We start from the raw sequence: 24661 nt of genomic DNA, 5'->3' as shown, positions 1-24661 counted from the left end.
AATAATTTCACATCTTATTTCAATTGTGAATATTTCTTCACAATCTCATCAAAATGCCTATTCTAGGTTGCTTTCCAATTCACAAAAAAAAGAGCTGAATTGAAATTCAGCTCTTGCTTGTGAAAATATTTATCTTTTTTAATGAGATGTTTTGTCGTTTGATGTTAAATTTTATTTGTTTCAAATATAGATTGATTATAGGCATCAACCCCCTTTTTGTGGAGATTTTCGCTTAGGTGTTCTACTCTTAAATACATTTTGTATTGTGAAAATTTGGTCTATTCTATTCTCAATAGTTTTCCTTCTACGTTTCTAATAACTATACTTCAGATTCTAACAACCAAATTTTTATATTTTTCTTCTCAAGTATGCTGCCTAAACGGGTTGCGCAAGGGCAACCTCCTGTGGTTTGCTACAGTGCTGGAATTGCCCGCATAGTACGCGTGCGATTCCAGTACTTAGGCAAATCCTCGGAGGCTGTTCGCCCTTGCTCCACCCTCTCTCTATTATCTAAACATGGTCTTAGTAGCACGTGCCATTACTTTTGGATCTTTCTCATAATGGTGCATTGGTGTCATCTCTGACAATGGAATATTCAACAATGTATATACGGCACGTTGTGCTGCACGGAATGAATATTGTTCCGTAAAGACCATATCGAATGGTTGTTCACAGAATTGACTGATGAAGGCCAAATTCTTACTGTTCTTTGGAACTACATCTGGACGATCTCCGACGGCTCTTTGATTGAACATTGCACTTGCATATGGTAGGTGAACAGGAATTACATTGACAATGCTGTCCATAATTTCCTGTGTATGGTTCTTGATATTGTCTTTGCTTGGATCTACTTCTGCTAAGTGGCCTAATAATTCTTCTAGCATTTCTTTACCTGTCATTTCCATTACAGGCTTTTGTACATAATCACCATTTCTTCTTGGATACATGAAGTAACCCCAGAATGTTGACTCATTAGGCTTTTGTGCCTTGAAGTGTGGTTGATGATGAACAACGATTGACAACAATGGTGTACTGTTAATCCATGTATTCAAAGCATTTCCGGGCTCTTGTTGTGTAATACGTGAAATTTCATTTACCAAGAAGTGGCTGTTGGTTGTAACTGTGAGACTGACCCACTCACTTTGTGTACGATCACCAAAGAATTTGTCAGGATTACCTAGAGAATAGAACTTCTCAGCTGCTTTCTTCCAAAGTGCTGCACTAGGTGCATAATCCATATTTTCCTTAAATGGTGTATTAAAGTCACCAAGTGCTGAACTATCAGTAATTGAACCATTAGTATCGAAGACTAAGTCGTTTTCAGCAATATCAATGTGTCCTTCTTTGTTATCATTGTCGACTTCTTCATACTTGAGTCCAGTAACGATAATATCATCTTGAAGTGGTGTATCTTTGAATTCCAAATCAGTAACTTTACGGTTATTGATGAAGGTTACACCACGATCTTCCAAATACTTGCGCATTGGCAAAATGATACTTTCAAATTGATTGTATGGACTTCTTGTAACACCTTCTAGTGTATTGATACGACTGAATTCAAGAATCATACGATTCATATAACGACGTAGCTCAACAGCTGAACTAGCACGTTTGAAAGCAAATGTTGTTTGCCACATGTACCAGAAATTAGTTGTGAAGAAATGTGGACTGCTTGCAAACCATTCAGCAATACTAATGTTATTTAGTTTTTCTTCATCCTTTTCAGGCATCAACATCAATTTAGATAATAAATAACGATCCTTATTATCAAATTGCATATGTCTGTAATTGTCTTTATTAGGTTTTACACGTGGACCATCGCTATCGATCAAACGTCCAACATCATGTGTTGGATGAGCGTGGTCAAAATTCAAAATGTCATCCGTAACTGTTTGTCCAGGATGATCCAATGAAGGTACTGAACGCAATACATCCCAAAGGTTTTCAAATGTCTCTTCGTTCAACATTCTTCCACCTTTTGCTAGGAATCCTTTGCTGTTCGATAAAGCTTGGTTACCATACTCTGTTTCATAGTCTTTAACTGCAGCACCATCGTTTGCACCATGGTCTTCTAGACCCATCATTGTAATTTGATCGCCATTAAATCCCCCATCACGAATCAAATAAATAGCAGCAGCTAAGTTACCAACACCTGTACCAATCATGTAGGCTTTTCTTGTCATATCATGAACCTCCATTCCAAATTTGCTCTTTTCTATACACCCTTAATATAACAGTAAAAATAAAAAAGTAAAGGCTTACATCGCATTATTGGCAACATTTTTAATCTAATTTTTAACACTAAAAAAGGAATCAAAACAACTTAAATTTGTTTTGATTCCTTGATTTTTAATCACTATATTTTATTAATCTAACTACATCACGAACAATCATTAATTCCTCGTCAGTTGGTACAACCAAAACATCAGTAGTTGAATCTTTTGTACTGATACGACGAATTCCTTTGCCATTTTCGTTAGCTTCTTTATCAATTCTTATACCACGATAATTAAAGTGGTTTACAATGTCCTCACGAATTTCAGCACTTCCAGCACCAACGCCAGCAGTAAAGATCAAGACATCAGCTCCACCCAGTAGGGCAATATATGAGCCAATATACTTAACAATTCGATTGACAAAAATCTTGATAGCCAAATCAGAACGATGATTTTCATCCTTAGTTGCTAACAAATCACGCATATCTGGTGATACACCTGAAAGTCCCAACAAACCAGATTTAGTATTCAAAATTTTTACCATTTCATCAGGATCAGTAATCTTCATCTTTTGCATCAAATAAGCAACCAATGAAGGATCAACATCCCCAGAGCGTGTACTCATAGTAATACCAGCCAATGGAGTGAATCCCATGGATGTATCAACTGATTTACCGTCTTCAATTGCATCAATTGAAGCTCCACTACCAAGATGGGCAGAAATAATCTTAAGGTCAGCTAATGGTCTTTGTAAGTAATCGGCCGCTGCTTGTGATACATAGCGGTGACTTGTACCATGGGCACCAAATTTACGAACTCCATATTTTTCATAATACTCATAAGGAATACTATACAAGTAATTGACCGGATCCATTGTTTGATGGAACGAAGTATCAAAGACTGCTACTTGAGGAACATCTGGCAAAATCTTTTCAAATGCTTCAATTCCAGTTGCTTGACCGGGATTATGTAATGGGGCATATTCAGAAAGATTTCTGATTTGTTGGATCACGCGTGGTGTTACGATGGCTGAATCTTTAAAGATACTACCACCAGCGACAACACGATGACCTACTCCGGTGATCTCGTCATAACTTTTGATTATTTTCAATTCAATCAATTTATCAAGCATCATATTAACAGCAGTTGTATGATCAGGAATGTCTCCCAATTCACTGATTTTCTTGCCATTATATTGAACTTCAAAGACTGAATCTGGTAATCCCAAACGATCTACCATTCCTTTGGCGATAACCTTCTCATCAGGTACTGTATATAGTTTCCACTTCAATGTAGAGCTACCAGAATTAACGGCCATGATTTTAGACATTTAATCTCACCTAACCTTTAAAATTTTTTGCCCAGCTTTGCAACTGGTCTTTAAATCCCTCAAACAACTTAGGGTTATTGGTATCTGGTATTGTGCCCATCAAAACATTTTCCACTTGCTTAGCATTATCGCCATGTTTTTGTAAAACTACGACTGCCTTTTGTGCTTCTTTTGATGCAAATAAGCTTGTTGGCAAATCTAATACAGCTTGCAGATAAACACTTGAAACCATCCATTCAGATAATTTCTTTGCTTGGTCAGTTTGGAAAATCTGTGAAGGTACAATGAATATACCGATTCCACCGTCATTTAAATTATTCATAGTTTGTTCAATCAACAAATGGTGAGCATAAGAATGTCCCTTGTCTGATTTTGTTTTGAAATTCTTAGCATTGTCATCAATTGGATAATAGCCAACTGGTAAATCAGCCACTGCCAAATCAATATCAGTAATATCCCAATCGGCGACACTATCCTGATGATAAGCGTCTAAATTAAGATTCATTACTTCACTAAATGATTTTGTTAAAGAAACTAACGCATCGTCATTATCAAGTGCCGCAGCATTGATATTGAATTTGTCAGTCATATTCAATTGTTCAATAACTTCAATCAGCAAGTTACCTGTTCCAACAGTTGGATCGACTATGTTCACGTCTTTCTTATTTTGAACATTTAGTACCTCATAAGCAATTAAGCTAGTTATCAAACCAATCGCATCAGGAGTCATTAATTTATTAACTTCAGCTTTATCATCTTTTTGAGCTTTGATAATTGATACTGTAATCGCTTGCTTAAGTTGCAGTGGAGTTAGATTTAATTTCTTCATCTCTGCATAGATATTTTCTAACTTAGAAACAGTATCTTTGTCAGGAACACCGTTCTCGACATAAACGCTGCCATCAGAAATATCTGTTAATGTTTCGGCAAGTGATTCAATGTTGTTAACTCTTAAGGACTCCTTTAATAAAGAATTAGCTTGATTCATCTTATCAAAATATGTTTGCATATCTTTTTCTGACATGGTTAACCTCTTTGCTTAATAATTAAAATTTTAACGTTGAAAACGATTTTATTCAAGGACTCGTCAATTCACAATAGTCTATTTTATTACTTTTATTAATTTTCTTGTTAATTTGTTGCTCATAAATCTCATCTAAACGCCGGTATCCCGAGATTTGTTCGCCAATCAAATTACTAGTGTATCCTACAATTAAAATTACGACCGATAATATTAAAATACTATTTAATAAAACCGCACCGCTTCTTTTACAATTTATGTTCATCCAACGTTAAGTACATTTCAGATTTTTCACCGGCTTTATTCACTGTTGTTATGATAACTAAATTTGAGATTTTTTCAATCTTAATTTCTCTTTGATTTACTAAAATAGGCTCATGTCCACCACTGACAACGGTCTTATATCGTAACATTTTATTATCCCCTTTGCCAAAGATATTAAAAACAAAAGCCGGATGCTTATCATTAAGCCACTCCGGTTTTGTATAAGATATATGATTGTCTTTCACTTCATCTATTCTTAAAGCATGGTCCATTTCACTTTGAATCTTCTCTTGAGTTACATGCCAACGTAGCTGATCTCTAAACGTAGTATGTTGCACTGTCCTCATTATCAACAATGATTGTTGCAAGATTCCTAAAGTCATTAAAGTTATCATCAAAGCTAAAATTGATTCATACAGAACAAAGCCCTTTCTTCTAGCTCTTAACTTGATAGACATGATTATTTACCCTAACTTGATATGTATTTCCAATCTTTTGATAGTAATAGATTCGATTCTTTATCGTTACTCTATTAGGCATATGCGAATTTTCCAAATGCAACAATATTATTTTGTGAGCATTGACTCTTTGTTCCCACTGATTGATCAATTTGAACTGTTCACTGACACAAAGCGACAACATAAAAATAATGGTTAAAGAAATCGTTAAGGAAGTTAATGCTTCAACCAGGATAAAGCCGCTGTGTCTTTTCAATAATTTCACCCCATCCCATTTGAATTCGATATTCATACTTACGATGTGTCAGTTTGGATTCAAATATAATTATTTTAGGATCCGACTGACCAGACCTCCTAATAAAATAATCAATCGGACCGTTAGTATTCCTCAAGGTTTTTGGAAAAATCTTTTTCTTTAAAACAATTTTTCCATTAACTGCATACCGCCCAAAAGTAACGTGATCACCACGAATTTTTAGATAAGCCGGTTTCTGATTAAGATAAGAATAATTCATTTCATTTTTAAACGAATTCTTAAACCACTCTAAGGATTCTTTTTCTTCAATACGAGCTTGATAATCTTTGAGGTTCCACACTGATACAGCAACCAAACTACAGACGATTGCTAAACCAATTACTGTTTCAATTAATGTGAACCCGTGTCTACTAGTGTCCATTCTCCGGTTTCTTTATCCTTCTTCAAATCTAATTTAGCATTATTCAACTTATCAAATTGTTTCTGACTAATGTAATTAGCTTTTTTTAATGTGCCTATATTGATTTCATCTTCAGAATGATCTTCCGAATATAACCCAGCTTGACTAACAACAGTAGTTCTTAAAGCCTCATTCGATTTCTTATTGGCGTTATCACGTTGCTTAGTTAAATTGGGAATCATAATCAAAAGTAACAATGAGATTATGAACAAGACGATAACCATTTCAATTAAAGTAAAACCTTTTCTTATTTTCTTCATTACGAGATTCCCTTCATCATTCCATAAATTGGTAACAAAACTATTAAGTAAGTTACGACAATTACAATCGCTATAACGGCAAATAAAATTGGCTGTACTAGTCCTAATAATTTTTTGAGATTACGTTGTGTTTCTTCAAATTTTAATTCTGACATCAACAAGATATCTTGTGCCAATGCCGTTCCACTTTCACCAGCTTGTAAGATAATCTGTAATTGTTTTGGCAACAGTGGTTCTTTTTCGACCAATGTTAATAAGCTTTTCCCACTAATCAAATTATTAATAAATTTAGTCGCCAAATGCTCTTGAATTGAACCTTTTTGAAAGTGATTATTATTTTCACAAATGCTTTGGAGGTTCATTCCGTTAGCCAATTGCATTCCTAATCCTTGTAATATCAAAAAATGAAAAAAGCTCTGATAAATTTTCCCTACAAATGGTAATTTCACAAGAAACAAAGCCCGATCATACTCATCTTTTTTTCTAAGAAAGATTGCTAATGAGAAAATACTTAAGGTTATCAAAAGCAGAACTAGTAAAATTAATCCTAGAAATAAGTCTATTGCCTGACTACCACCTGCGACAGCTAACTGAGGAACAATATAGAGTTTCATCCCTATTAACATTGTGATTAAAAACATTAATATGAAAGCAGGATAAGCCAACAATTCTTTAAATTTGTTCTTCTGTTTAGACTGACTTTGTAAGAGAACCCCAGTCTGTTCTAAGGCTTGAGCCAATCTTCCATGGTTTTGGGCGATAATCAATTGATTATAAATAACAGCGGGTAATTTAAAATGGATCAATGATTGTGAAATCATTTTCCCTTGCTGTAAATCCTGATAAATCAGATCAAATACACTTTTCTCATCGTCCAGTAAACGGAGACAATTGATTGAATCACTTAGTGAAAAACCATTTTTCAAAAGTTTACTAATTAAAATTAAATATTCAGCTTTTTTTGCCGTTGAAAACTTTTTAACCATAAATATATTCCTGATAAGTTTTTTGATTGATTCGACCGACTTGATAGGCTTCTTCTAACATTGTTTGCCAATTTTTATCAGCAACTTCATCTTTTAAATATTTCTCAATCTGTGTTGAATTTAAGGTATCAATAAACAATTCCAAATCATTAAAGGTCGGTATTAAACGTTGATAGGAAATAAAATTAATCCCATTCAAAATATCAATCTCGTCAATTCCAAATTGTCGCAAACGCTGAAGAATGGAATACTTAGATTTTCCATGAATCGTTGACATCACTGTATAACCACAGAGTGCCGCTTGAATGGCCTGCTGTGCTGTATGTTTATCCCTAATTTCACCGATAATTAACACCTCTGGTCGATGACGAAGACTAGTTTTTATCAATTCTTCATAAGTCATCCCTGCATCATCGTTGACTTGTAACTGTAAAAAACTATCTTCAACAATCTCAATTGGGTCCTCAATACACATAACTTTCTTATTAATACTTAATTGTCGTCCCAGAGTGTACATCAAAGAAGTTTTGCCTGAGCCCATTGGTCCAGAAAATAACATCATTCCTTTTCGTCGGGCGATTGGTAAAATTTTCTGAATTAAAATTTCATTCACCATTGAATTAAATTCCTGTGGATAAATTAATCTCACGACCATGGATTCACGATTCTGAAAATCTCCTACTGAGGAAATTCTGATAAAGATACGTTTATTTTGATAGTTAAAATTAAACGATCCTTTCTGTGACCGACGTCGCTCAGATACATCTAATCCACCATTAAATTTTAAAAAATTCATAATGGCAAAACTCTCATCATTAGTTAAATCGGCTACTGTGTAGTTCTGAAAAGAATTACTCGCTTCAATGTGATAAAAGTTATCGTGTGGAAAAAAATAAATATCTGAAATTTTATTGATACATGCTTCCGTTAATAAATTATTGACCATTGTTTCGGCTGTCATCAAATGCCCCCTTTCAGGTAAAAATTACGAAGAAAAAAGCAAAAAAATACTCTCAGTAATCTTTTTTACAATTACTGAGAGTATTTTTAACCTAATTTAATTCCTGAATCTTTCAATGCAGCATCGACAACGTTCATAACGGTCATACTGTGTTGCATTCTTTCTTTAGCGGCTTTCATATCGTGTTGTTTGATCATTTGATTGAAAGTTTTAAACTCTTCATACATGCGATGAGAATGAATTTTTTTATCTACCTGTTCAGATTCAGCACCATTTAGTTGTTCACTGTAATCCTTCATTACATTGGTTGGTCCATCAACAACAATTGATCCTTTATTGCCTTGAATAGTTGAAGTAACCTGAGCTGAACAATCCTTAGCAGCAATGCAGACCACTTTTGTCCCAGGATAATCGAGTACCAAAATACCGGAAGTATCAATTCCTCGCGTTACGTTAGCATAATAATGAACTGCCTTAGGAGCACCCATCAAACCAATTACAAAATGAATATTGTAAATATTCAAATCCATTAGAGCGCCGCCACCTTTTTTAGGATCAAAGACTGGCAAGATTTTTCCAGCTAAAAAGGCGTCATAACGATGCGAATATTGTGAATAATTGCATTCAATTACCTTTAAAGATCCTAGCTCCGGTAAGGCTTGTTTTAGTGATTGATAATTAGACAAGTATTGATTAGTAATTGCTTCAACCAAAATTAGATTTTTAGCTTCAGCTAATTTTTTTAACTCAACTAATTGGATCGAATTCAATGTAAATGGTTTTTCGCAAATAACATTTTTGCCAGCTTCCAAAGCCATTTTAGCAAACTGATAATGTAAAAAGTTAGGCAATGCCACATATACAGTATCAATTTCTGGATCAGCTAAGCACTCCTTTGCATCAGTATAAATCTTCTTGATCTGATTAGTTTTTTGCAATTCTTCCATAGTTGATAAATCTTTTGGTGTTCCCATAATAGCAGTTAATTCCACTTCAGGGATATCGTGAATCATCGTTAGGAAATCTTTGACGATCATGCCAGCTCCAAATATCGCTAATTTCATCCTAATTACCTTCCTCTTCCGTAATTTGATTTATACCCATTTCGAGCATATGAATTTGATAAATAGTCTCTTCATCTTTTACTGTCTTAGGCTTGCCGTTGATGATAGCATCATATAGTCCTTGATAGACACGACTATAATCGCCAACTTCAGAAACAACTTTTTCCTGATGATATTGATCGTTATCATCTAAATAAGTTAAAGTTCCATAATCCTCTGGACGATCAATACCGAAATCATCATGATCTGGCATATAAAAATGCTTCAAATCAACTTCTTGACGATCCATATCCTGTTTCACAAAGACACCTTTTTTACCATAAACCGTAAAACTAGGACGTGGTACTAATCTGAAATAACTCGACTTAACTGAAACCTTCATAATTCCGTAATACATATCAATATCAAAGTAATCGTTCATGCGATTTTCACCTAATAGTTGACGAACATCGTAGTGAACTTTATCTGCTTTGCCAAAATATGAAATAATTTGATCCAAGGTATGGCAGGCATGACCATACAAGAAACTATGACCAACTGAAAATTGTTTTTCGCCTTCAGGAACATAAGGACGGAAATAATCATAGGTCGATTCAACTTCCAAGATATCCCCAAGTTTTCCACTTTCAATCACTTTTTGAACAGTTAAGAAATCTGAATCGTAACGACGATTTTGATAACATTGAATCAATAGATGTTTATCATTTGCCAATTGAAATAATTCTTTGGCTTGGGCTTCTGTTTCTGTAAATGGTTTTTCTACCAATACATTCTTATTATGATTGAGTACTTCTTTTGCTAATTTATAATGTGCTTCAGCTGGGACTGACAAAACCACTAATTGAATTTCTGGATCATTATAAATATCATTTATATCAGTCGTATAATTGATTCCGTCAATCCTCTTCCAAACATCATGGCTGATGTGACGAGCGTAGATTGTCTTTACTTTAATTTGATCCTTTAATTTTAATGAAAATGGTAGATGATAACGGTTAGCACTTTTACCATTCCCAATATATGCGATAGTCAATTTTTTCATAATTGATTCCTCCCTTTATCCATAAACACACTCTACAGGCAAAAGACCAAATTGATAACCTTTTGACTTGAAACTGGTCATTATGAACAAAGATAAGTATCAATTACACCAATCTCATAAACATTATGTTCAATGGATTCGGTATAATCAGTTTAGAAGGAGATCTGCTTATGCTTTTTTCAGATAGAATTACCCATATTAATGATTTAACCGATAACGAACAACGTATCGCTAAATACATCGAAAACAATCTTAATGCCGTCTCGACCATGGCAATTCAAACTTTAGCCTCAAAAACTTATACATCCCATTCGGCGATTGTCCGTTTTGCCAAAAAATTAGATTACAGTGGCTTTCGAGCCATGCGACAAGACATCAGTAAGGATGTTCAACAAAATATTACCAAGCTAAATGATGTCGATGCCAATTTTCCTTTTTCTTCGACTGACTCAGCCCTTGATATTGCCAAAAACATTTCCGACTTAACTATCAACGCTGTAAAAAGAACTTTAGCGCAAATAAGCGAAAAAGAACTAAACGCTGCTGCTGCCAAAATTATGGAAAGCAAACGTCTAGTTCTCTTCGCAATTGGTGACACTCAGATTCGAGCTCGTGGTTTTCAGAGTAAACTTGTTAAGATTAATAAATTTGCCATCATCGCTGAAGAATACAGTGATGAATCATGGACTTCCGTCAATTTGGATGAAAATGACTTAGCAATTTTTCTTTCTTATACTGGTAATAGTTCCAACTATTTGAATCTAATAAAATTTCTAAAACAACAGAAAGTTCCTACACTCTTGATAACAGGTAATCCTGACAGTCAAATGATTCAATATGCCTCTCAAACTATTTCCATCATTCAAAACGAGTACGATATTTTTAAGGTCAGTACTTTTGCTTCCCAAATCACCTTTGAATATCTACTGGATACTCTCTTTGCCATCGTTTACTCACAATCATACAAAAAGAATTTAATCAAATTGCAGAGTAACTATAATAAACTAACTTCTAACGACATCCTTGATAGTATCCCTAAAGACAAAAAAAGATCGTAAACATAATGTTTACGGTCTTTTTAGTTAAAGAACTTATTCTTCATCGTCAGCAGCAGTATAAACTTCTGAAACATCTTCATCATCTTCAAGTTGATCAATCATATGTTGAAATTGTTCTTTTTTCTCTTCTGGAACAGGTGTAGTGTTTTGAGGAATCATTGTTAATTCTGAATCAGCAAGTTCGTAGCCCTTTTCGATCAAACCATCACGAACGGCTGCAAATTCTTTAGCTTCAGTATAGATTTCATAAGCGTCATCTGATGTTTGTAGATCATCAGCACCAAGGTCCATGATATCCATCAAAACAGTATCTTCGTCTTGAGTATTCTTTGTACGGTCCAAAACAATGTAACCTTTACGGTCGAACATGTAAGCAACTGAACCACTTGAGCCCAAGCTTCCTCCGTTACGGGTAAATGCAACACGTACGGCAGAAGCAGTTCTGTTCTTGTTATCTGTTAAAGCTTCTACTAGAACTGCAACTCCACCTGGAGCGTAGCCTTCGTATGTAACTTCATCATAATGTTCATCACTGCCACCTTCAGCCTTGTCTAAGGCACGTTTGATGTTGTCCTTTGGCATATTAGCTGCACGAGCTTTATCTACGATTAAACGAAGGGCAGCATTATCGTTAGGATCGGCACCACCCGATTTAGCTGCCATGAATAACTCACGAGACAGCTTTTGGAAGATTTTACCACGTTTTGCATCTTGGGCGCTTTTTCTACCTTGGATGTTATGCCATTTTGAATGTCCTGACATTTCTGTTTCCTTCTTTCATGATTATTGTAAACCGCATATAATTTTATCAAACTAATCGCGGTATTTCAATATCCGTAGGCTAAATAAACCATAAAAGAAGATATTTTCTTTAACTCAATTGAATTTTTTAAAATCTAAATTGATCAAAGCTAAAAATCCCAGTGCAACGCCTAATAGACGGACTTTAATGTCATTATCGTTACCTGTTTGTGGAAAAGTTTTTAGATTATTCGCTGGATTTCTGCGAGCGCTTACTAAATTATCCTTAAAATGGGATTGTTCTGTCTCTTTTACAGCTTCCTTTTTTACTTCTGGAGCTTTATAAACAGTTCCAAACATAACCATCCCTGTCGTCTTTAAGGGCTGCACATGATTTTTGGATTTATTAACAATTTTTGTATCACTTTTATTCTCAGTATTCGAATTATCAGTTGATTTTACCGGTGCAATAGGCAAAATGGTCAAATGAACTGTAACATTCTCTCCATTGGCTGTACTTACTACAACATCATAAGTACCCTCTTTAGCTAAATCGACTTTAGTCAAATCTAATCTAGTAAATTTTTGTCTATCACCGTCTGAATTCACAAAATCCTTCAACATTGGAGCTGAATCACCTAAATGTATCGTGAAATCATGAACCGTATTCGAGGATGTATCAATATTCTCGTCTTGTTTGGTAGCATTCACATTCTCCACTACATCACTATTATCATTAGAGGATGCATTAACTATATCAATTTGGCCTAACCCCAAGATCAAAATCCATCCCCATACTAAACCATTTGTTAAAAACATTTTTTTCGTCTTCATTTTTTTGACCACCTTTATAAGATGACATCAAATTATATGTTTAAACATCTTACATAGAGAATACACCCTTCTGGACAAAATAAAAAACTTTATCAACCCGTAAACACAGGTTAATAAAGTTTTATTTATTTTTAAATTCATGTCGACGAATTAAGTACAGAACAAGCACTAATATTAAAATCCCCACTAAAGCACCTGTACTATCCAAAATAACATCCTCAACTAACGGTGTACGTCCACCAGTTAAACCTTGATGAAATTCATCAAACGCCGCTAAGCCAGTCGCTACCATCCAAGGAATAAAAATCATCAAAACGAAGTTCTTCTTGAAGTACGTGTATAACGCTAAACACAAGAAAACTCCTAACAACAAGTAAATTCCAAAATGAGCGCCTTTTCGAATGAAGAATTCAACAAACTTAAAATAACCATCATTCTCAACGGATTGATACTTGCCGCTGTAGGTAAAACCAATTTTAGATAAAGCATTATAAAATGGTTTACCTGCTAAATATTTTTCTAAAAATGGTACTGAAGTCTGTTCTTTATAAGTCATCGAAGAACTGTAAAAAAGAATTGCCTCAATTGCGACTACTAGTCCCCAAAACCATTTCTGTTTTGTTTTTAAACTATTATCCATTAACTCTAATTATTATCCAACTTAACAGTTGAATTGATTTCTTTAGCATCATCGAAGTAACCAGAATAATACAATGAATGAGTTGCCCAATAATACATTACAGTTGAGAAAATCAAGATAACAACAAAGTCCATTGGATACTTAATCAAATTCATTCCACCGAAATCTGATCCACCAATCCATGAAATAATTGATAAACCAAACAGATGAACTATCAACCAGAGACTGGCATACAATTTCTGCTTAAACTCTTTAAACCCACGGCGATAATCGTAAACAAAGTAAATTGGTAATCCAACAATAATGATTATAATAACTTCGACCGTAGTTGGGAACATAGCCCAATAAATTGCCAAACTAATTAAATCAAAAACAACTGGAGCTAGAATTTTCATTCCTTTAATTTTTGTTGGTCTTCTCATTTCCGGACCCATTTTACGTAAACTTCCTGCTACCACTGGACCAGATAACAAGGAAATCAGCGTTGATGCTGCAACCACACGTGATAGTAATGACCAATTCTTGAATAGTAGAATCAAGATAAAACTAACAACAAAGTCGACCATTAAAGCTATCCGTGGTGAATTGTATTTATTATTTGAATTACTTAAGAATAAAGGCAAATGCTTATTCTTAGGCATTGAAGATAATGATTTACTTGCAGATGAAGCAAAAGCAATTCCACTACCTACTGGAGAAATGAAGGCTGTAAAGTAGACCAAAGTTGATAACCAATAGATATTCAACAAAATAGCCAAATCAGCAAATGGTGAATTAAAGTTAATTTTTGACCATCCACCACTGATAACTGACTGTGGCAATGCCCCGATAAAGACAATCTGCAACGCAATATAAATCAAAGCACTAATCAATAATGATAAAATGATTCCCCGTCTAATATTAACTGACGGCTTCTTTATGTCATTACTCAAGTTAATGACCGTTTGAAAAGCCACATATGAATAAATAATTCCGGCACTACCAATTGCCACGAAAATCGATGAAGTACCATTAGGCATAAATTCACTGAATGAACTCCCCATGTTATTGAAATCAAAATGAGCCGTAACCAAAACAATCATTGTAACAATTGGCACGATTACTTTTAACACAGAGATGAAATTATTAAATTTAGCCATAATCGTAACTGACCAATAATTAATAATTGTAAAAATGAACAACATAACTGTTGCCATCATAATTCCTTGAGTGCTAAGTTGTCCGCCCTTCATAAATCCATGCGTCCAATTAGCCCACTCCCAAGGCCACGTGCTCATGTACTGAACCGAGGCCACAGCTTCAATCGGTAAAATAGCTAATAATGAAATCCAATTAGCCCATGAGAAAATATGTCCTAACAACGAACCATGAGTGTACATTGTAAATCGACTCATAGCTCCCTCTTCCGGAAACATCGTCCCAATTTCGACATAAACCATTGCAATCATTGCTACTAAAACTGCTCCCACAATCCACGCAATAATTGCTGCTGGACCGGCTATTTGTGCTGCCTGACTAGATCCAAACATCCAACCTGAACCAATAATCGCACTTAGCCCAAACATTACTGTTGAGAACAAATTTAATTTTTTATTCCTCATAAAACCACCAATCTATAATTTTTATAATAAAAAAATAGCCTTCATTACGAAGACTATTATATATCCATTATGTAAATTTAGGCTACTCTACTGTCACACTTTTTGCAAGGTTACGAGGTTTATCAACATCATTACCACGTGCCAAACTTGCATAATAAGCAATCAGTTGAGCTGGTACGATACTGATGATTGGTGAAATCAATTCATCAATTTCCGGAATAATGATTTGGTCTCCAGCTTCAGCATACTTTTGACTAGCAATTACCAAAACATGTGCTCCACGGGCTTCAACTTCTTGAATATTACCACGAGTATGGCTAGCATCAATTCCATCATTTACGTAAGCAAAAACTGGTGTATCCTTTTCGATCAAAGCAATTGTTCCGTGTTTCAATTCTCCAGCAGCAAAGCCTTCGGCATGAATATAAGAAATTTCTTTCAATTTAAGAGCGGCTTCAAGAGATAAGGCATAATCGACACCTCTACCAATATAGAAAGCATCGGATTTATTTGTTAAGTAATCGGCTGTTAACTTTTTAATTTTATCTTTTTCGTCAACGATTGTTTGAATACCATTAGCAGCCAAAGCTAATTGTTCTTTCAAATTAAATTCTTTAGCAATTTGAAGATTTTTGGCTTCACCCAAAGCTTTAGCCAATACTGCTTCAACAGCAATTTGTGCTGTATAGGCTTTTGTAGAGGCAACGGCAATTTCTGGTCCAGCTAACAATTCCATTGTGTAAGTAGCTTCTCTAGAAAGAGTTGAGTTGGCCACGTTTGTCATTGTTAGACTCGGTAACTTCATCTCATTAACTTTAACCAATACTTGACGACTATCAGCTGTTTCACCACTTTGTGATAAGAAAATAAAGAATGGTTTCTTAGAAAGTTTTGGCATATGATAACCAAATTCACTACCCAATTCAACATCTACTGGTACGTCAGCAATCTTTTCAAAGATATTACGACCAACTAAGCCAGCGTGATAACTAGTTCCAGCAGCAACAATATACAAACGATCGGCCTGCTTGATTTCATCCAATAAATCTTGTTCAACATTTAAAGAACCATCATCGTTGATATAATTTTTAGAAATCTTTCTCATAACATTGGGTTGTTCATCGATTTCTTTCAACATGTAGTGATCATATGTACCCTTAGAAATATCATTTTCATCAATATTTACAGTATAAGGATCTCTTTGAACTTTAGTACCATCAATCTTACTAATTTCAACTGAACCCTTCTTCAAGATAACAACTTCGCCATCATGAATTTCAACAAACTTATGAGTTTGATCAAGCATAGCCATAGCATCGGAACAGATAACGTTGAAACCATCACCTAATCCAATTAGAAGTGGGCTCTTATTTTTAGCGACAAAAATACGATCTGGTTCTTCTTTGTCGATCATAGCAAAGGCATATGAGCCTTCAATTAGGCTTAGAGCTTTACGGAAGGCTGCTTCGCCATCCATACCCTTCTTAGCAAAGTAGTCAACCAATTGTACGGCTACTTCTGTATCAGTTTGACTTTCGAATTTAAAGTCAGATAAATATTCATTTTTCAACTCAGCATAGTTAGTGATAACACCGTTGTGTACTAGATAAAAACGGTTATCTTCTGAGAAATGAGGATGAGCATTTTCAATTGTTGGCTTTCCATGTGTTGCCCATCTAGTATGTCCGATTCCGGCTAGGCCTTGAACATCACTCGTAACGGCATTTTCTAATTCACTTATTTTACCAACTTCTTTAACCAAGAAGTCTTTACCTGTTTGATTATTAACGTAAATACCAGCTGAATCATAGCCACGATATTCAAGTTTTTCCAATCCATTTAATAAAATATCAGTTGTATTATTATTTCCAATTACTCCGACAATTCCACACATAATAATTATAGCCTTTCTTAATTGGTATAGTTTAATTTATTATAAATGGTATAGTTCATTTGAACTGTACTCATCACCTTGCGACAATGACTAGAATACTAATCTATTATCATTATGTCAAGAAATCTTTAATATTTTTTATAAATGGTATATATGGTATGTACCGATTATAAATATTGGTATACATTATATAGACCAATAAAAAAAGAGAAACTAAGGGTCAATCCCTCAATTTCTCTTTTTTCGAATTTCTTTATCTGTATTATATTAGCTTAATTCACTTTTAACAACTTCAACGATTTGGTCACAGTATTCATTGACCTTTTCTTCAGTTGAAGCTTCACACATTACACGAAGCAAAGCTTGTGTACCACTAGGACGAACTAGTACACGACCATCGCCATCCATCTCATCCTCAACTGTCTTAATAACGTCAAGAATTGCTTGATGTTTGTCCCATGAATTCTTGTCAGATACAGGAACATTAACAAGTTTTTGTGGATAAACTTTTACAGGAGCAGCTAATTCGGCTAGGCTCTTACCAGTTTCCTTCATAACATGAAGTAGATGTGTACCCGTTAGCATACCATCACCAGTATTCATGTATTCATACAAAACAACGTGTCCTGATTGTTCACCACCGATGTTGTAGTTATTCTCACGAATTTCTTCAACAACGTGACGATCACCAACAGCTGTTTGTACAGAATGCATGCCATTAGCTTCAATAGCCTTGTACAAGCCAATATTACTCATAACAGTAGTTACAATAGTATCCTTCTTTAAACGGCCACCATCGTGCAAATATTTACCAAGGATAAACATGATCTTATCACCATCAACAATGTTACCATCGCCATCAACTGCAATACAACGATCTCCATCGCCATCAAAAGCTAATCCAGCTACAGCGTCTGATTCTTTAACACGTTGAGCCAATTGTTCTGGGTGAGTTGAACCAACATTTTTGTTGATATTGATCCCATCTGGATGTGAAGCCATGATATCAAAGTCCACATTTAAGTCAGCAAAAAGTGTACTTGCTAAACGACTTGTTGAACCATTAGCAGTATCAAGCACGATCTTCATACCACTAAGGTCATCAGAAAGAGTTTGCTTCAAGAATTGTAGATACTTTTGAGCACCTTCTGGATAGTCAGAAACACTACCTAAACCTTCAGCAGATGGTCTTGGCAAAGTATCTTCCTTAGCATCCAATAGTTCTTCAATCTCTTCTTCAACGTCATCTGGCAACTTGTAGCCATCTGATCCGAAGAATTTAATACCATTATCTTCAGCAGGATTATGTGAAGCTGAAATCATAATACCAGCATCAGCTGAAACGGCACGAACAAGATATGCAACGGCAGGAGTTGTAATAACATCCAAATTCAAAACTTCAATACCAACTGAAAGCAATCCTGAAATTAAACTAGTTTGTAGCATTTGACCAGAAATACGTGTATCTCTAGCAACTAAAACACGTGGATGTGCGTTCTCGTTATCTGAGTGTTGTGTTAAAACATAACCACCACATCTACCTAATTTAAAAGCTAATTCAGGACTTAGCTCTTTATTTGCAATACCTCTTACTCCGTCTGTTCCGAAATATTTTGTCATGAAAAATTTACCCCCAGCGTTTATTCGCTATCATTATTGTCATTTGTGGAATTAGTGCTTGATGAGCTTGTGTTATCACTAGTACTACTCTTGGAATCCGAACTAGTTGAACTAGTTGATGTAGCTGTATTTCCTGTCGTACTAGACAAAGCACTAGAATTAGAACTGGCACGATTAATCGTCACACTAATAGTAGTTGGATCAGTGAAAGTAACTTTGTTACCTAAAACATCACTCAAATTGATAGTCTTCTTTGTACTACTACTATTTACGTCTGAAACATCAACCGGTACGTCGATTGAGCCACCAATGGCGCTGATCTGATCTTTTGTACCGAAAACTCTAATATTTTTAACATCAGATTCAAACGTATAACTCGTATCCGATGAATTTCCTTTTTGTTTCAAATTAATATTTACTTGCTTACTTTGAATCGAAATAGGAATCTTCACATGAATTGTTTGTGGATCTAATGTAACATTTACTGTTTTACCATTTTTATCGAGAGCTTGCACTAAAACTTCTTGATCAAACGTAGATTTTATTCCCTTAGGCAAATTGGGTTTAACAACTACTTTATCAATCTTATTAATTTCAGAGGCCGCACCTGTTACAGTGACAGTATCTGGAGACTCTTCAATTGTTCCAGTCTCATAACCACTTGCTAGTGAATCTTTATTATAATCAACATCCACTGCAAATTTCTTTGTTACACGTTTTTGAATATTAACTGTGACATATTTTGGTTTAATACTATATGTCAATTCACTATTTAACCCAGTTTCTTTAATTTGAACTCGATGTTGACCGATAGAAAGGTCTCTTAGATTCAAATACAAATTAAAATTCTGTGTATTCTTTGTTGCTGTAACCAGTGCTGCTGGACCCTCAATTGTTATTTTAACTTTTTCAGGGTATCCAGTTATGTAGTACTTATCAACATCTGCTTGTAACTGCAATGGTACTGTAATCGTAGCCTTTTTAGTTACTGTAGACGTATTCGATTGATTAGAATCTCTTGTCGAACCCACACCAGGTGTACTTACAAAGAAGAATAGCCATAAGGCACAACAGAGAGATATAAATGCATAAAAATAATTACTGTTAATTATCTTTTTCATCTTGTCTCTCCTTCTTCTTTCGACTTAACTTCAAGAATCCCAAAATTGAATGAGTTCCACTTTCATTAGGGTCCTTCAATTGAGCTTGTAGATACTTTAGATAATCATCCCGAGACAGATCCAGCATCATATGACCGTTCCGAGTAATCATAACGCCACCAGTTTCTTCAGAGACAACAATCGTTATTGCATCAGTCACTTCACTGATACCAACGGCCGCACGGTGTCTTGTTCCCAATTCCTTAGGAATAGTATTACTTTCCGACAGAGGCAAATAAGCAGCGGCTACGGAAATCCGATTATTCCGTACAATAACAGCTCCATCATGCAGTGGTGTATTCGGGATGAAAATATTGATCAATAACGCACCAGTAACTTCAGCATCCAAATCAATTCCGGTTTCGACATATTCTTCCAAACCAGTATTCATTTCCAAAGTGATCAACGCACCAATACGACGTTTACTCATATACTGAATAGCTTGATCAAGACTCTCAATCAAATGATTCTTTGTTTTGCCTTCTTCATTACTAGTCGAACTAAAGAATGGCAATCGACCTAGATGTTCCAAACCACGACGAATTTCAGGCTGAAAGATTATCACAATAACAATAATCCCCCAGTTGATCAGCTGATCCATTAAGTAAGAAACAGTATGCAGGTTCAAAGCCCAACTAATAAGCTTTATACCAAAAATAATTATTATTCCTTTTAACAATTGAACAGCTTTGGTGCCCCGTAACATCGACAGAACTTTATACAAAAAATACCAGACTACCAAGATATCAACCAAGTTAGCCAAATTCTGCCACGTAAAAATATTGCTTGGTATAAAATTCATTTTCATAGCTCCTTAGTAGTTCGAACTAATTATAACAAACAATAAAAATTATAAAAGTTCACCATATTTTGTATTTTAATCTACACCAATACTAATAACTTCTTCACTATAATTAATGTTTTTGCGCAATTCATTAGCTGTGATTTTGCTAATTTTTCCTTGTTCCAACATATCTTGAACAAAAGCTCGACGATAACTCAAAGCTTTTATTTCAAGATTCATACGTTCACTATTGAATTGAGGCGAGCGTCCACGATACTTCCCTTGTAACAATTCCAAACGATCTTCGTAATGACGTTGAAAAATATAGATTAAATCATCATCAATACCGTCAGAATCTGATTGATTCAATTCCTGTAATTTCTCTAAGGCATTCTTAGCACCAGCAATAGAAATCTTAATTGAATCCTGATTGATCTGTTGAATATCATCTGAATTCACAGAACGATAAATCAAATGCTTAATCTGTAAATAAGTTCTTCGGAAGTAATTGTAGAAAAATTCAACCGTTTGATTAGAACGGCGATGCACAATCTCTCTTTTATAACGAGCAATCTTCTTTATTGCCAAATCATAAGACTCGTCAGATATTTCGTGATTATCATATAATTCATCAACTGCTTCTAATTCACAATTAAAAGAAATATCCCACAATTCAGCATCTTTTTTACCACGAACCCGACGCTTACTAATTTGACTAGTTTTAACCTGGTTACGTGATTGAATGCCTAAATTACGAACATCATACAAATATTCAGCAATAACAGATGAGTAAACTGCCGTATCGCCATCATCCATCTCTGAACGTAGTTTTTTGACAGTCTTCTCTAAAATAACTCGGTTAGCCTCGTATTCTGTTAACTCAATTGGTGTTTCATCAGTATCTTCATCATTCTCATCATCCTCATTTTCTGAGGTAAGTGTGCTACCACGATAAGCAACTGGCGCACTATTCTTAGTCAAAATAGGAATCAACAAGGTTGCCCCTAACAAACTGAAAATAATAACTGCACTGGCAATGAACAATAGAAGTGTTCTAGATGGAAAAGCAGCTCCACCCTTGATTGTCATTGGAATTGACAAAGCACCAACCATTGTAACGGCGCCACGAACACCAGAAATTCCTGACATCAAACAGTCATCAAATCTGGTTTTTGACCACAAAACAATCTTGCCATCGCCATTATTTGAAAATGTTGAATAAACGTAACTCCAAAGAAAACGAATTACAACTAACATTATCCAAATAATAAAGGCTAGTAACGTGGCTCCAAAAGTATTGATATTATCGTTATGGACCAATTCCTCCATTGCAAAAGGAATTTCGATTCCCAAAAGAACGAAAACAATACCATTAAGTACATAAACCACTAAATCCCAGGTTCGTGAAGTAACCAATCTGATTTCAGGAGTAAAGTTACTAATATTTCTACCAGAAGAAATATTTAAAATACCCGCTATAACGACCGCTACAACACCTGAAACATCAAAAACATCTTCAGCCACATAGTAAATAATAAATGGAATAATAATCTGAATAATCGCATGCAAAATTGAATCATCGACACCTTGATTAATCAGATACAATCTAATTCCATTGAAAATCCATATCATCACGGCACCAACCAAAGCACCGATAATTGATATATGGAAAAAATCCATTGTTGCACTTTTCAGTGAAAAAACTCCTGTCACTGTTGCAGCAACCCCGTATTTAAAACAAATCAAACCAGATGCATCATTGATCAAACTTTCTCCATTAATCAAATGCATCAGTTTATCCGGAATATGAGCTTTTTTTGCAATGGATTCAACCGCAATTGGATCAGTTGGCGACAAAACCGCCACTAATGTAAATGCCGTTGCCCAAGGTAATTGAGGAATGAGCCATTTAACAAACACTCCCCCAATAACCGTAGATAAAATAACTAAGATAATCGCATTTCCTAAAATAGGACCCTTTAATTTCCAGAGCTCTCTTTTGGGAAAATTATTTCCATCATTAAATAGAATTGGCGCAATAAACGCCAGTAAAAACCATTCCGTATCAACATAGATCTTCACATGTATAAATAGAGCCGCTAAAATCCCCGCCGCAATTTGTAACAAACTGGGTGGAATCGATACAAAATAGTGACTTACAATATTGGCAATAATTAATAAAGAGAGAATCAAAATAATTGATTCAATTATTTCCACAGACAACACCTACCATTTTTTTATTTTTCATCTTCACCAATAATCCGAACTTCGGTATGAAGTTCGACATCAAACTTTTCTTTTACAGTCTTTTGAATCAGATGTATCAAATTCATATAGTCAGTTGCTGTGGCATGTTTAATATTTACAATAAAGCCCGCATGTTTCATGGAAACTTGAGCTCCACCAACAATCTTACCTTGCAAACCAGCTTTGATAATCAAGGGACCTGTGAAATGACCTTTTGGACGTTTGAAGACACTACCACAAGAAGGATATTCAAGCGGTTGTTTCGATCTTCTTAATTCGTTCAAACGATCCATTTCTTCTTGAATAACTTCCTTTTTACCGCGTTTCAATGCAAATGTTGCACTAATTACAATTCCACCATTATCCTGAACTATACTATGACGATATGAGAAGTCCATTTGTTCATGGTTAATAGTGGTGATATGACCATCAGGTAATAGCACTTCAGCGGATTCAAAGACGTCCTTAATTTCACCACCATAGGCCCCAGCATTCATAAAGACTGCTCCACCAACACTACCTGGAATACCGGCAGCAAATTCAATGCCAGTTAAACCAGCTTTTTGTGCAGCAATTGTTGTATTAATAATTGTTGCGCCAGCTTCAGCAGTAACTTTAGTATCAGATACTGTAATTTTATGGAAATTAGGCAAGATGATAACAATTCCCCTAATTCCACCATCTTTTATGATCAAATTGCTGGCATTACCAATAATAGTAATATGCACATCATTGACCCTAGCAGTATCGACAATTTTCACTAACTCTTCACGAGTTTTAGGGAATGCTAAAACATCAGCATTTCCACCCGTTTTAGTGAAAGTATACTTACCGAGTGGTTCATTTATTTTAAATTCAATATTAGGTAATTCATCAACTGGAAAATTCAATATTCATCATCCTTTATGTTGCATAGACTTACATATAATTTTATCACATACTTAGATACATAACGAACTAACAAACACCACAATAATGCTATAATTGTGCCGAGGTGATTTTATGAAACTTATATCTTGGAATGTAAACGGTTTACGTGCTGTAGTCAAAAAAGATTTTGTTCAAACTTTTGAAGAATTAGATGCCGACATCTTCAGTATCCAAGAAACTAAATTGCAAGAAGGTCAAATTGATCTCGATTTAAATGGCTACCATCAATACTTTTTCTACGCTAAAAAGAAGGGGTATTCTGGCACTGCCGTTTTCACCAAGAAGGAGCCTTTAGACGTTCATCAAGGCTTAGGAATCGATGAATTTGACGATGAGGGCCGAACATTAACTCTAGAATTCAAAAATTTTTATTTAATTAATAGTTACACCCCTAATTCCCAACAAAAGCTTAAACGCTTGGATTACCGCATGCGTTATGACGATGCTTTAAGAGCATATATGCAAAAATTATCAGCTGATAAACCAGTCATTCTATGTGGTGATCTCAATGTTGCTCATGAAGAAATTGATATTAAGAATGACAAAACCAATCATAAAAATCCTGGTTTCTCTGATGAGGAAAGAGCTAAATTTACGGAATTATTAGATAGTGGTTTCATCGATACCTTTAGAATTTTGCATCCCGATGATGTTAAATATTCATGGTGGAGCTACCGTTTCAATGCTCGCCAAAATAATGCTGGATGGAGAATCGATTACTTCGTTCTATCCGACAATGGTAAAAAAATGTTAAAAGACGCTGACATTCACACTGATATTTATGGTTCAGATCACTGTCCCATCGAATTAGACTTAGACATATAAGGAGTTTAA

Annotated in this window: 23 protein-coding genes; 2 read left to right on the top strand and 21 right to left on the bottom strand. The window is 35.0% G+C overall.

Translation table 11 applies throughout. The features are described 5' to 3' along the window. Nucleotides 1–506: 506 nt before the first annotated feature. The 11 genes from ATN92_RS02985 to ATN92_RS02935 all read right to left on the bottom strand — a co-directional run bounded on the left by ATN92_RS02985 (nucleotide 507) and on the right by ATN92_RS02935 (nucleotide 10318). On the bottom strand, nucleotides 507–2183 hold the full coding sequence (locus ATN92_RS02985) for an oleate hydratase (protein ID WP_056951701.1): 1677 nt from the start codon (nucleotides 2181–2183) through the stop codon (nucleotides 507–509). 166 nt (nucleotides 2184–2349) lie between these two features. Next, nucleotides 2350–3546, bottom strand: a complete 1197-nt coding sequence (locus tag ATN92_RS02980; protein WP_056951700.1) for an acetate/propionate family kinase — start codon at nucleotides 3544–3546, stop codon at nucleotides 2350–2352. 10 nt (nucleotides 3547–3556) lie between these two features. Continuing rightward, complete coding sequence (locus ATN92_RS02975; protein WP_056951699.1) at nucleotides 3557–4570, bottom strand: class I SAM-dependent methyltransferase; 1014 nt, start codon at nucleotides 4568–4570, stop codon at nucleotides 3557–3559. Nucleotides 4571–4815: 245 nt separating this feature from the next. Beyond that, nucleotides 4816–5289 (bottom strand): ComGF family competence protein, encoded by a 474-nt coding sequence (locus tag ATN92_RS02970; RefSeq protein WP_056951698.1) that lies wholly within the window; start codon nucleotides 5287–5289, stop codon nucleotides 4816–4818. Next, nucleotides 5267–5545, bottom strand: a complete 279-nt coding sequence (locus ATN92_RS02965; RefSeq protein ID WP_143444259.1) for a hypothetical protein — start codon at nucleotides 5543–5545, stop codon at nucleotides 5267–5269. The genes ATN92_RS02970 and ATN92_RS02965 overlap by 23 nt, the downstream gene beginning before the upstream one ends. Then, entirely contained in the window at nucleotides 5514–5966 is a 453-nt protein-coding gene (locus tag ATN92_RS02960; RefSeq protein ID WP_056951697.1) for a type II secretion system protein, read from the bottom strand. Before ATN92_RS02960 ends, ATN92_RS02965 begins: the two co-directional genes overlap by 32 nt. Continuing rightward, nucleotides 5936–6265, bottom strand: coding sequence for a competence type IV pilus major pilin ComGC (gene comGC / locus ATN92_RS18995; RefSeq protein WP_056951696.1), 330 nt, complete (start codon nucleotides 6263–6265; stop codon nucleotides 5936–5938). Before comGC ends, ATN92_RS02960 begins: the two co-directional genes overlap by 31 nt. After that, nucleotides 6265–7251: a type II secretion system F family protein gene (locus tag ATN92_RS02950; RefSeq protein WP_234032520.1), complete on the bottom strand. Its 987-nt coding sequence runs from the start codon at nucleotides 7249–7251 to the stop codon at nucleotides 6265–6267. The genes comGC and ATN92_RS02950 overlap by 1 nt, the downstream gene beginning before the upstream one ends. Then, nucleotides 7244–8212, bottom strand: coding sequence for a competence type IV pilus ATPase ComGA (gene comGA / locus ATN92_RS02945; RefSeq protein ID WP_056951693.1), 969 nt, complete (start codon nucleotides 8210–8212; stop codon nucleotides 7244–7246). Before comGA ends, ATN92_RS02950 begins: the two co-directional genes overlap by 8 nt. A gap of 86 nt (nucleotides 8213–8298) precedes the next feature. Further along, a complete protein-coding gene (locus ATN92_RS02940; RefSeq protein WP_056951691.1) occupies nucleotides 8299–9276 on the bottom strand; it encodes a Gfo/Idh/MocA family protein in 978 nt (325 codons plus the stop codon). A gap of 1 nt (nucleotide 9277) precedes the next feature. Then, the gene (locus ATN92_RS02935; protein WP_056951689.1) at nucleotides 9278–10318 is read right to left on the bottom strand and encodes a Gfo/Idh/MocA family oxidoreductase; all 1041 of its coding nucleotides are present in this window, start codon (nucleotides 10316–10318) and stop codon (nucleotides 9278–9280) included. 170 nt (nucleotides 10319–10488) lie between these two features. On the opposite strand from ATN92_RS02935, the gene ATN92_RS02930 reads away from it, so the two are divergent. Continuing rightward, the gene (locus ATN92_RS02930; protein ID WP_056951688.1) at nucleotides 10489–11376 is read left to right on the top strand and encodes a MurR/RpiR family transcriptional regulator; all 888 of its coding nucleotides are present in this window, start codon (nucleotides 10489–10491) and stop codon (nucleotides 11374–11376) included. Nucleotides 11377–11409: 33 nt separating this feature from the next. Here the strand turns inward: ATN92_RS02930 and ATN92_RS02925 are convergent, their stop codons facing one another. The 10 genes from ATN92_RS02925 to murB form a co-directional block, all read right to left on the bottom strand. Continuing rightward, complete coding sequence (locus tag ATN92_RS02925) at nucleotides 11410–12138, bottom strand: YebC/PmpR family DNA-binding transcriptional regulator (protein ID WP_056951686.1); 729 nt, start codon at nucleotides 12136–12138, stop codon at nucleotides 11410–11412. A gap of 114 nt (nucleotides 12139–12252) precedes the next feature. Beyond that, a complete protein-coding gene (locus ATN92_RS02920) occupies nucleotides 12253–12951 on the bottom strand; it encodes a hypothetical protein (protein WP_056951684.1) in 699 nt (232 codons plus the stop codon). A 121-nt stretch (nucleotides 12952–13072) separates the two neighbouring features. Next, the gene (locus ATN92_RS02915) at nucleotides 13073–13591 is read right to left on the bottom strand and encodes a VanZ family protein (protein WP_056951682.1); all 519 of its coding nucleotides are present in this window, start codon (nucleotides 13589–13591) and stop codon (nucleotides 13073–13075) included. Nucleotides 13592–13596: 5 nt separating this feature from the next. Then, nucleotides 13597–15192: an APC family permease gene (locus ATN92_RS02910; protein WP_056951680.1), complete on the bottom strand. Its 1596-nt coding sequence runs from the start codon at nucleotides 15190–15192 to the stop codon at nucleotides 13597–13599. An 82-nt stretch (nucleotides 15193–15274) separates the two neighbouring features. Continuing rightward, nucleotides 15275–17086 (bottom strand): glutamine--fructose-6-phosphate transaminase (isomerizing), encoded by a 1812-nt coding sequence (gene glmS, locus ATN92_RS02905; protein WP_056951678.1) that lies wholly within the window; start codon nucleotides 17084–17086, stop codon nucleotides 15275–15277. 267 nt (nucleotides 17087–17353) lie between these two features. Further along, the gene (gene glmM / locus ATN92_RS02900; RefSeq protein WP_056951677.1) at nucleotides 17354–18706 is read right to left on the bottom strand and encodes a phosphoglucosamine mutase; all 1353 of its coding nucleotides are present in this window, start codon (nucleotides 18704–18706) and stop codon (nucleotides 17354–17356) included. Between the two features lie 20 nt (nucleotides 18707–18726). Next, nucleotides 18727–19827, bottom strand: a complete 1101-nt coding sequence (locus ATN92_RS02895; RefSeq protein ID WP_056951675.1) for a CdaR family protein — start codon at nucleotides 19825–19827, stop codon at nucleotides 18727–18729. Further along, nucleotides 19811–20668: a diadenylate cyclase CdaA gene (cdaA, locus tag ATN92_RS02890; RefSeq protein WP_056951674.1), complete on the bottom strand. Its 858-nt coding sequence runs from the start codon at nucleotides 20666–20668 to the stop codon at nucleotides 19811–19813. Before cdaA ends, ATN92_RS02895 begins: the two co-directional genes overlap by 17 nt. Before the next feature lie 75 nt (nucleotides 20669–20743). Further along, complete coding sequence (locus ATN92_RS02885; protein ID WP_056951671.1) at nucleotides 20744–22867, bottom strand: Na+/H+ antiporter; 2124 nt, start codon at nucleotides 22865–22867, stop codon at nucleotides 20744–20746. A 20-nt stretch (nucleotides 22868–22887) separates the two neighbouring features. After that, nucleotides 22888–23787, bottom strand: a complete 900-nt coding sequence (murB, locus tag ATN92_RS02880) for a UDP-N-acetylmuramate dehydrogenase (RefSeq protein ID WP_056951669.1) — start codon at nucleotides 23785–23787, stop codon at nucleotides 22888–22890. Nucleotides 23788–23899: 112 nt separating this feature from the next. Between murB and ATN92_RS02875 the strand changes: the two genes are divergently transcribed. Continuing rightward, nucleotides 23900–24652 (top strand): exodeoxyribonuclease III, encoded by a 753-nt coding sequence (locus ATN92_RS02875; protein WP_056951667.1) that lies wholly within the window; start codon nucleotides 23900–23902, stop codon nucleotides 24650–24652. Nucleotides 24653–24661 lie beyond the last annotated feature (9 nt).

Source organism: Companilactobacillus bobalius, assembly GCF_009764355.1.
This window is presented reverse-complemented; position numbering and strand designations above follow the sequence as displayed.

Bases quoted from the DNA above. Each gene is read 5' to 3' on its own strand.
- cdaA (WP_056951674.1), bottom strand. From the start codon at position 20,668: ATGAATTTTATACCAAGCAATATTTTTACGTGGCAGAATTTGGCTAAC.
- ATN92_RS02940 (WP_056951691.1), bottom strand. From the start codon at position 9,276: ATGAAATTAGCGATATTTGGAGCTGGCATGATCGTCAAAGATTTCCTA.
- ATN92_RS02925 (WP_056951686.1), bottom strand. From the start codon at position 12,138: ATGTCAGGACATTCAAAATGGCATAACATCCAAGGTAGAAAAAGCGCC.
- ATN92_RS02960 (WP_056951697.1), bottom strand. From the start codon at position 5,966: ATGGACACTAGTAGACACGGGTTCACATTAATTGAAACAGTAATTGGT.
- ATN92_RS02920 (WP_056951684.1), bottom strand. From the start codon at position 12,951: ATGAAGACGAAAAAAATGTTTTTAACAAATGGTTTAGTATGGGGATGG.
- ATN92_RS02950 (WP_234032520.1), bottom strand. From the start codon at position 7,251: ATGGTTAAAAAGTTTTCAACGGCAAAAAAAGCTGAATATTTAATTTTA.
- ATN92_RS02935 (WP_056951689.1), bottom strand. From the start codon at position 10,318: ATGAAAAAATTGACTATCGCATATATTGGGAATGGTAAAAGTGCTAAC.
- glmM (WP_056951677.1), bottom strand. From the start codon at position 18,706: ATGACAAAATATTTCGGAACAGACGGAGTAAGAGGTATTGCAAATAAA.
- ATN92_RS02985 (WP_056951701.1), bottom strand. From the start codon at position 2,183: ATGACAAGAAAAGCCTACATGATTGGTACAGGTGTTGGTAACTTAGCT.
- ATN92_RS02970 (WP_056951698.1), bottom strand. From the start codon at position 5,289: ATGTCTATCAAGTTAAGAGCTAGAAGAAAGGGCTTTGTTCTGTATGAA.
- glmS (WP_056951678.1), bottom strand. From the start codon at position 17,086: ATGTGTGGAATTGTCGGAGTAATTGGAAATAATAATACAACTGATATT.
- ATN92_RS02975 (WP_056951699.1), bottom strand. From the start codon at position 4,570: ATGTCAGAAAAAGATATGCAAACATATTTTGATAAGATGAATCAAGCT.
- ATN92_RS02930 (WP_056951688.1), top strand. From the start codon at position 10,489: ATGCTTTTTTCAGATAGAATTACCCATATTAATGATTTAACCGATAAC.
- ATN92_RS02980 (WP_056951700.1), bottom strand. From the start codon at position 3,546: ATGTCTAAAATCATGGCCGTTAATTCTGGTAGCTCTACATTGAAGTGG.
- ATN92_RS02875 (WP_056951667.1), top strand. From the start codon at position 23,900: ATGAAACTTATATCTTGGAATGTAAACGGTTTACGTGCTGTAGTCAAA.
- comGA (WP_056951693.1), bottom strand. From the start codon at position 8,212: ATGACAGCCGAAACAATGGTCAATAATTTATTAACGGAAGCATGTATC.
- comGC (WP_056951696.1), bottom strand. From the start codon at position 6,265: ATGAAGAAAATAAGAAAAGGTTTTACTTTAATTGAAATGGTTATCGTC.
- ATN92_RS02895 (WP_056951675.1), bottom strand. From the start codon at position 19,827: ATGAAAAAGATAATTAACAGTAATTATTTTTATGCATTTATATCTCTC.
- ATN92_RS02910 (WP_056951680.1), bottom strand. From the start codon at position 15,192: ATGAGGAATAAAAAATTAAATTTGTTCTCAACAGTAATGTTTGGGCTA.
- ATN92_RS02915 (WP_056951682.1), bottom strand. From the start codon at position 13,591: ATGGATAATAGTTTAAAAACAAAACAGAAATGGTTTTGGGGACTAGTA.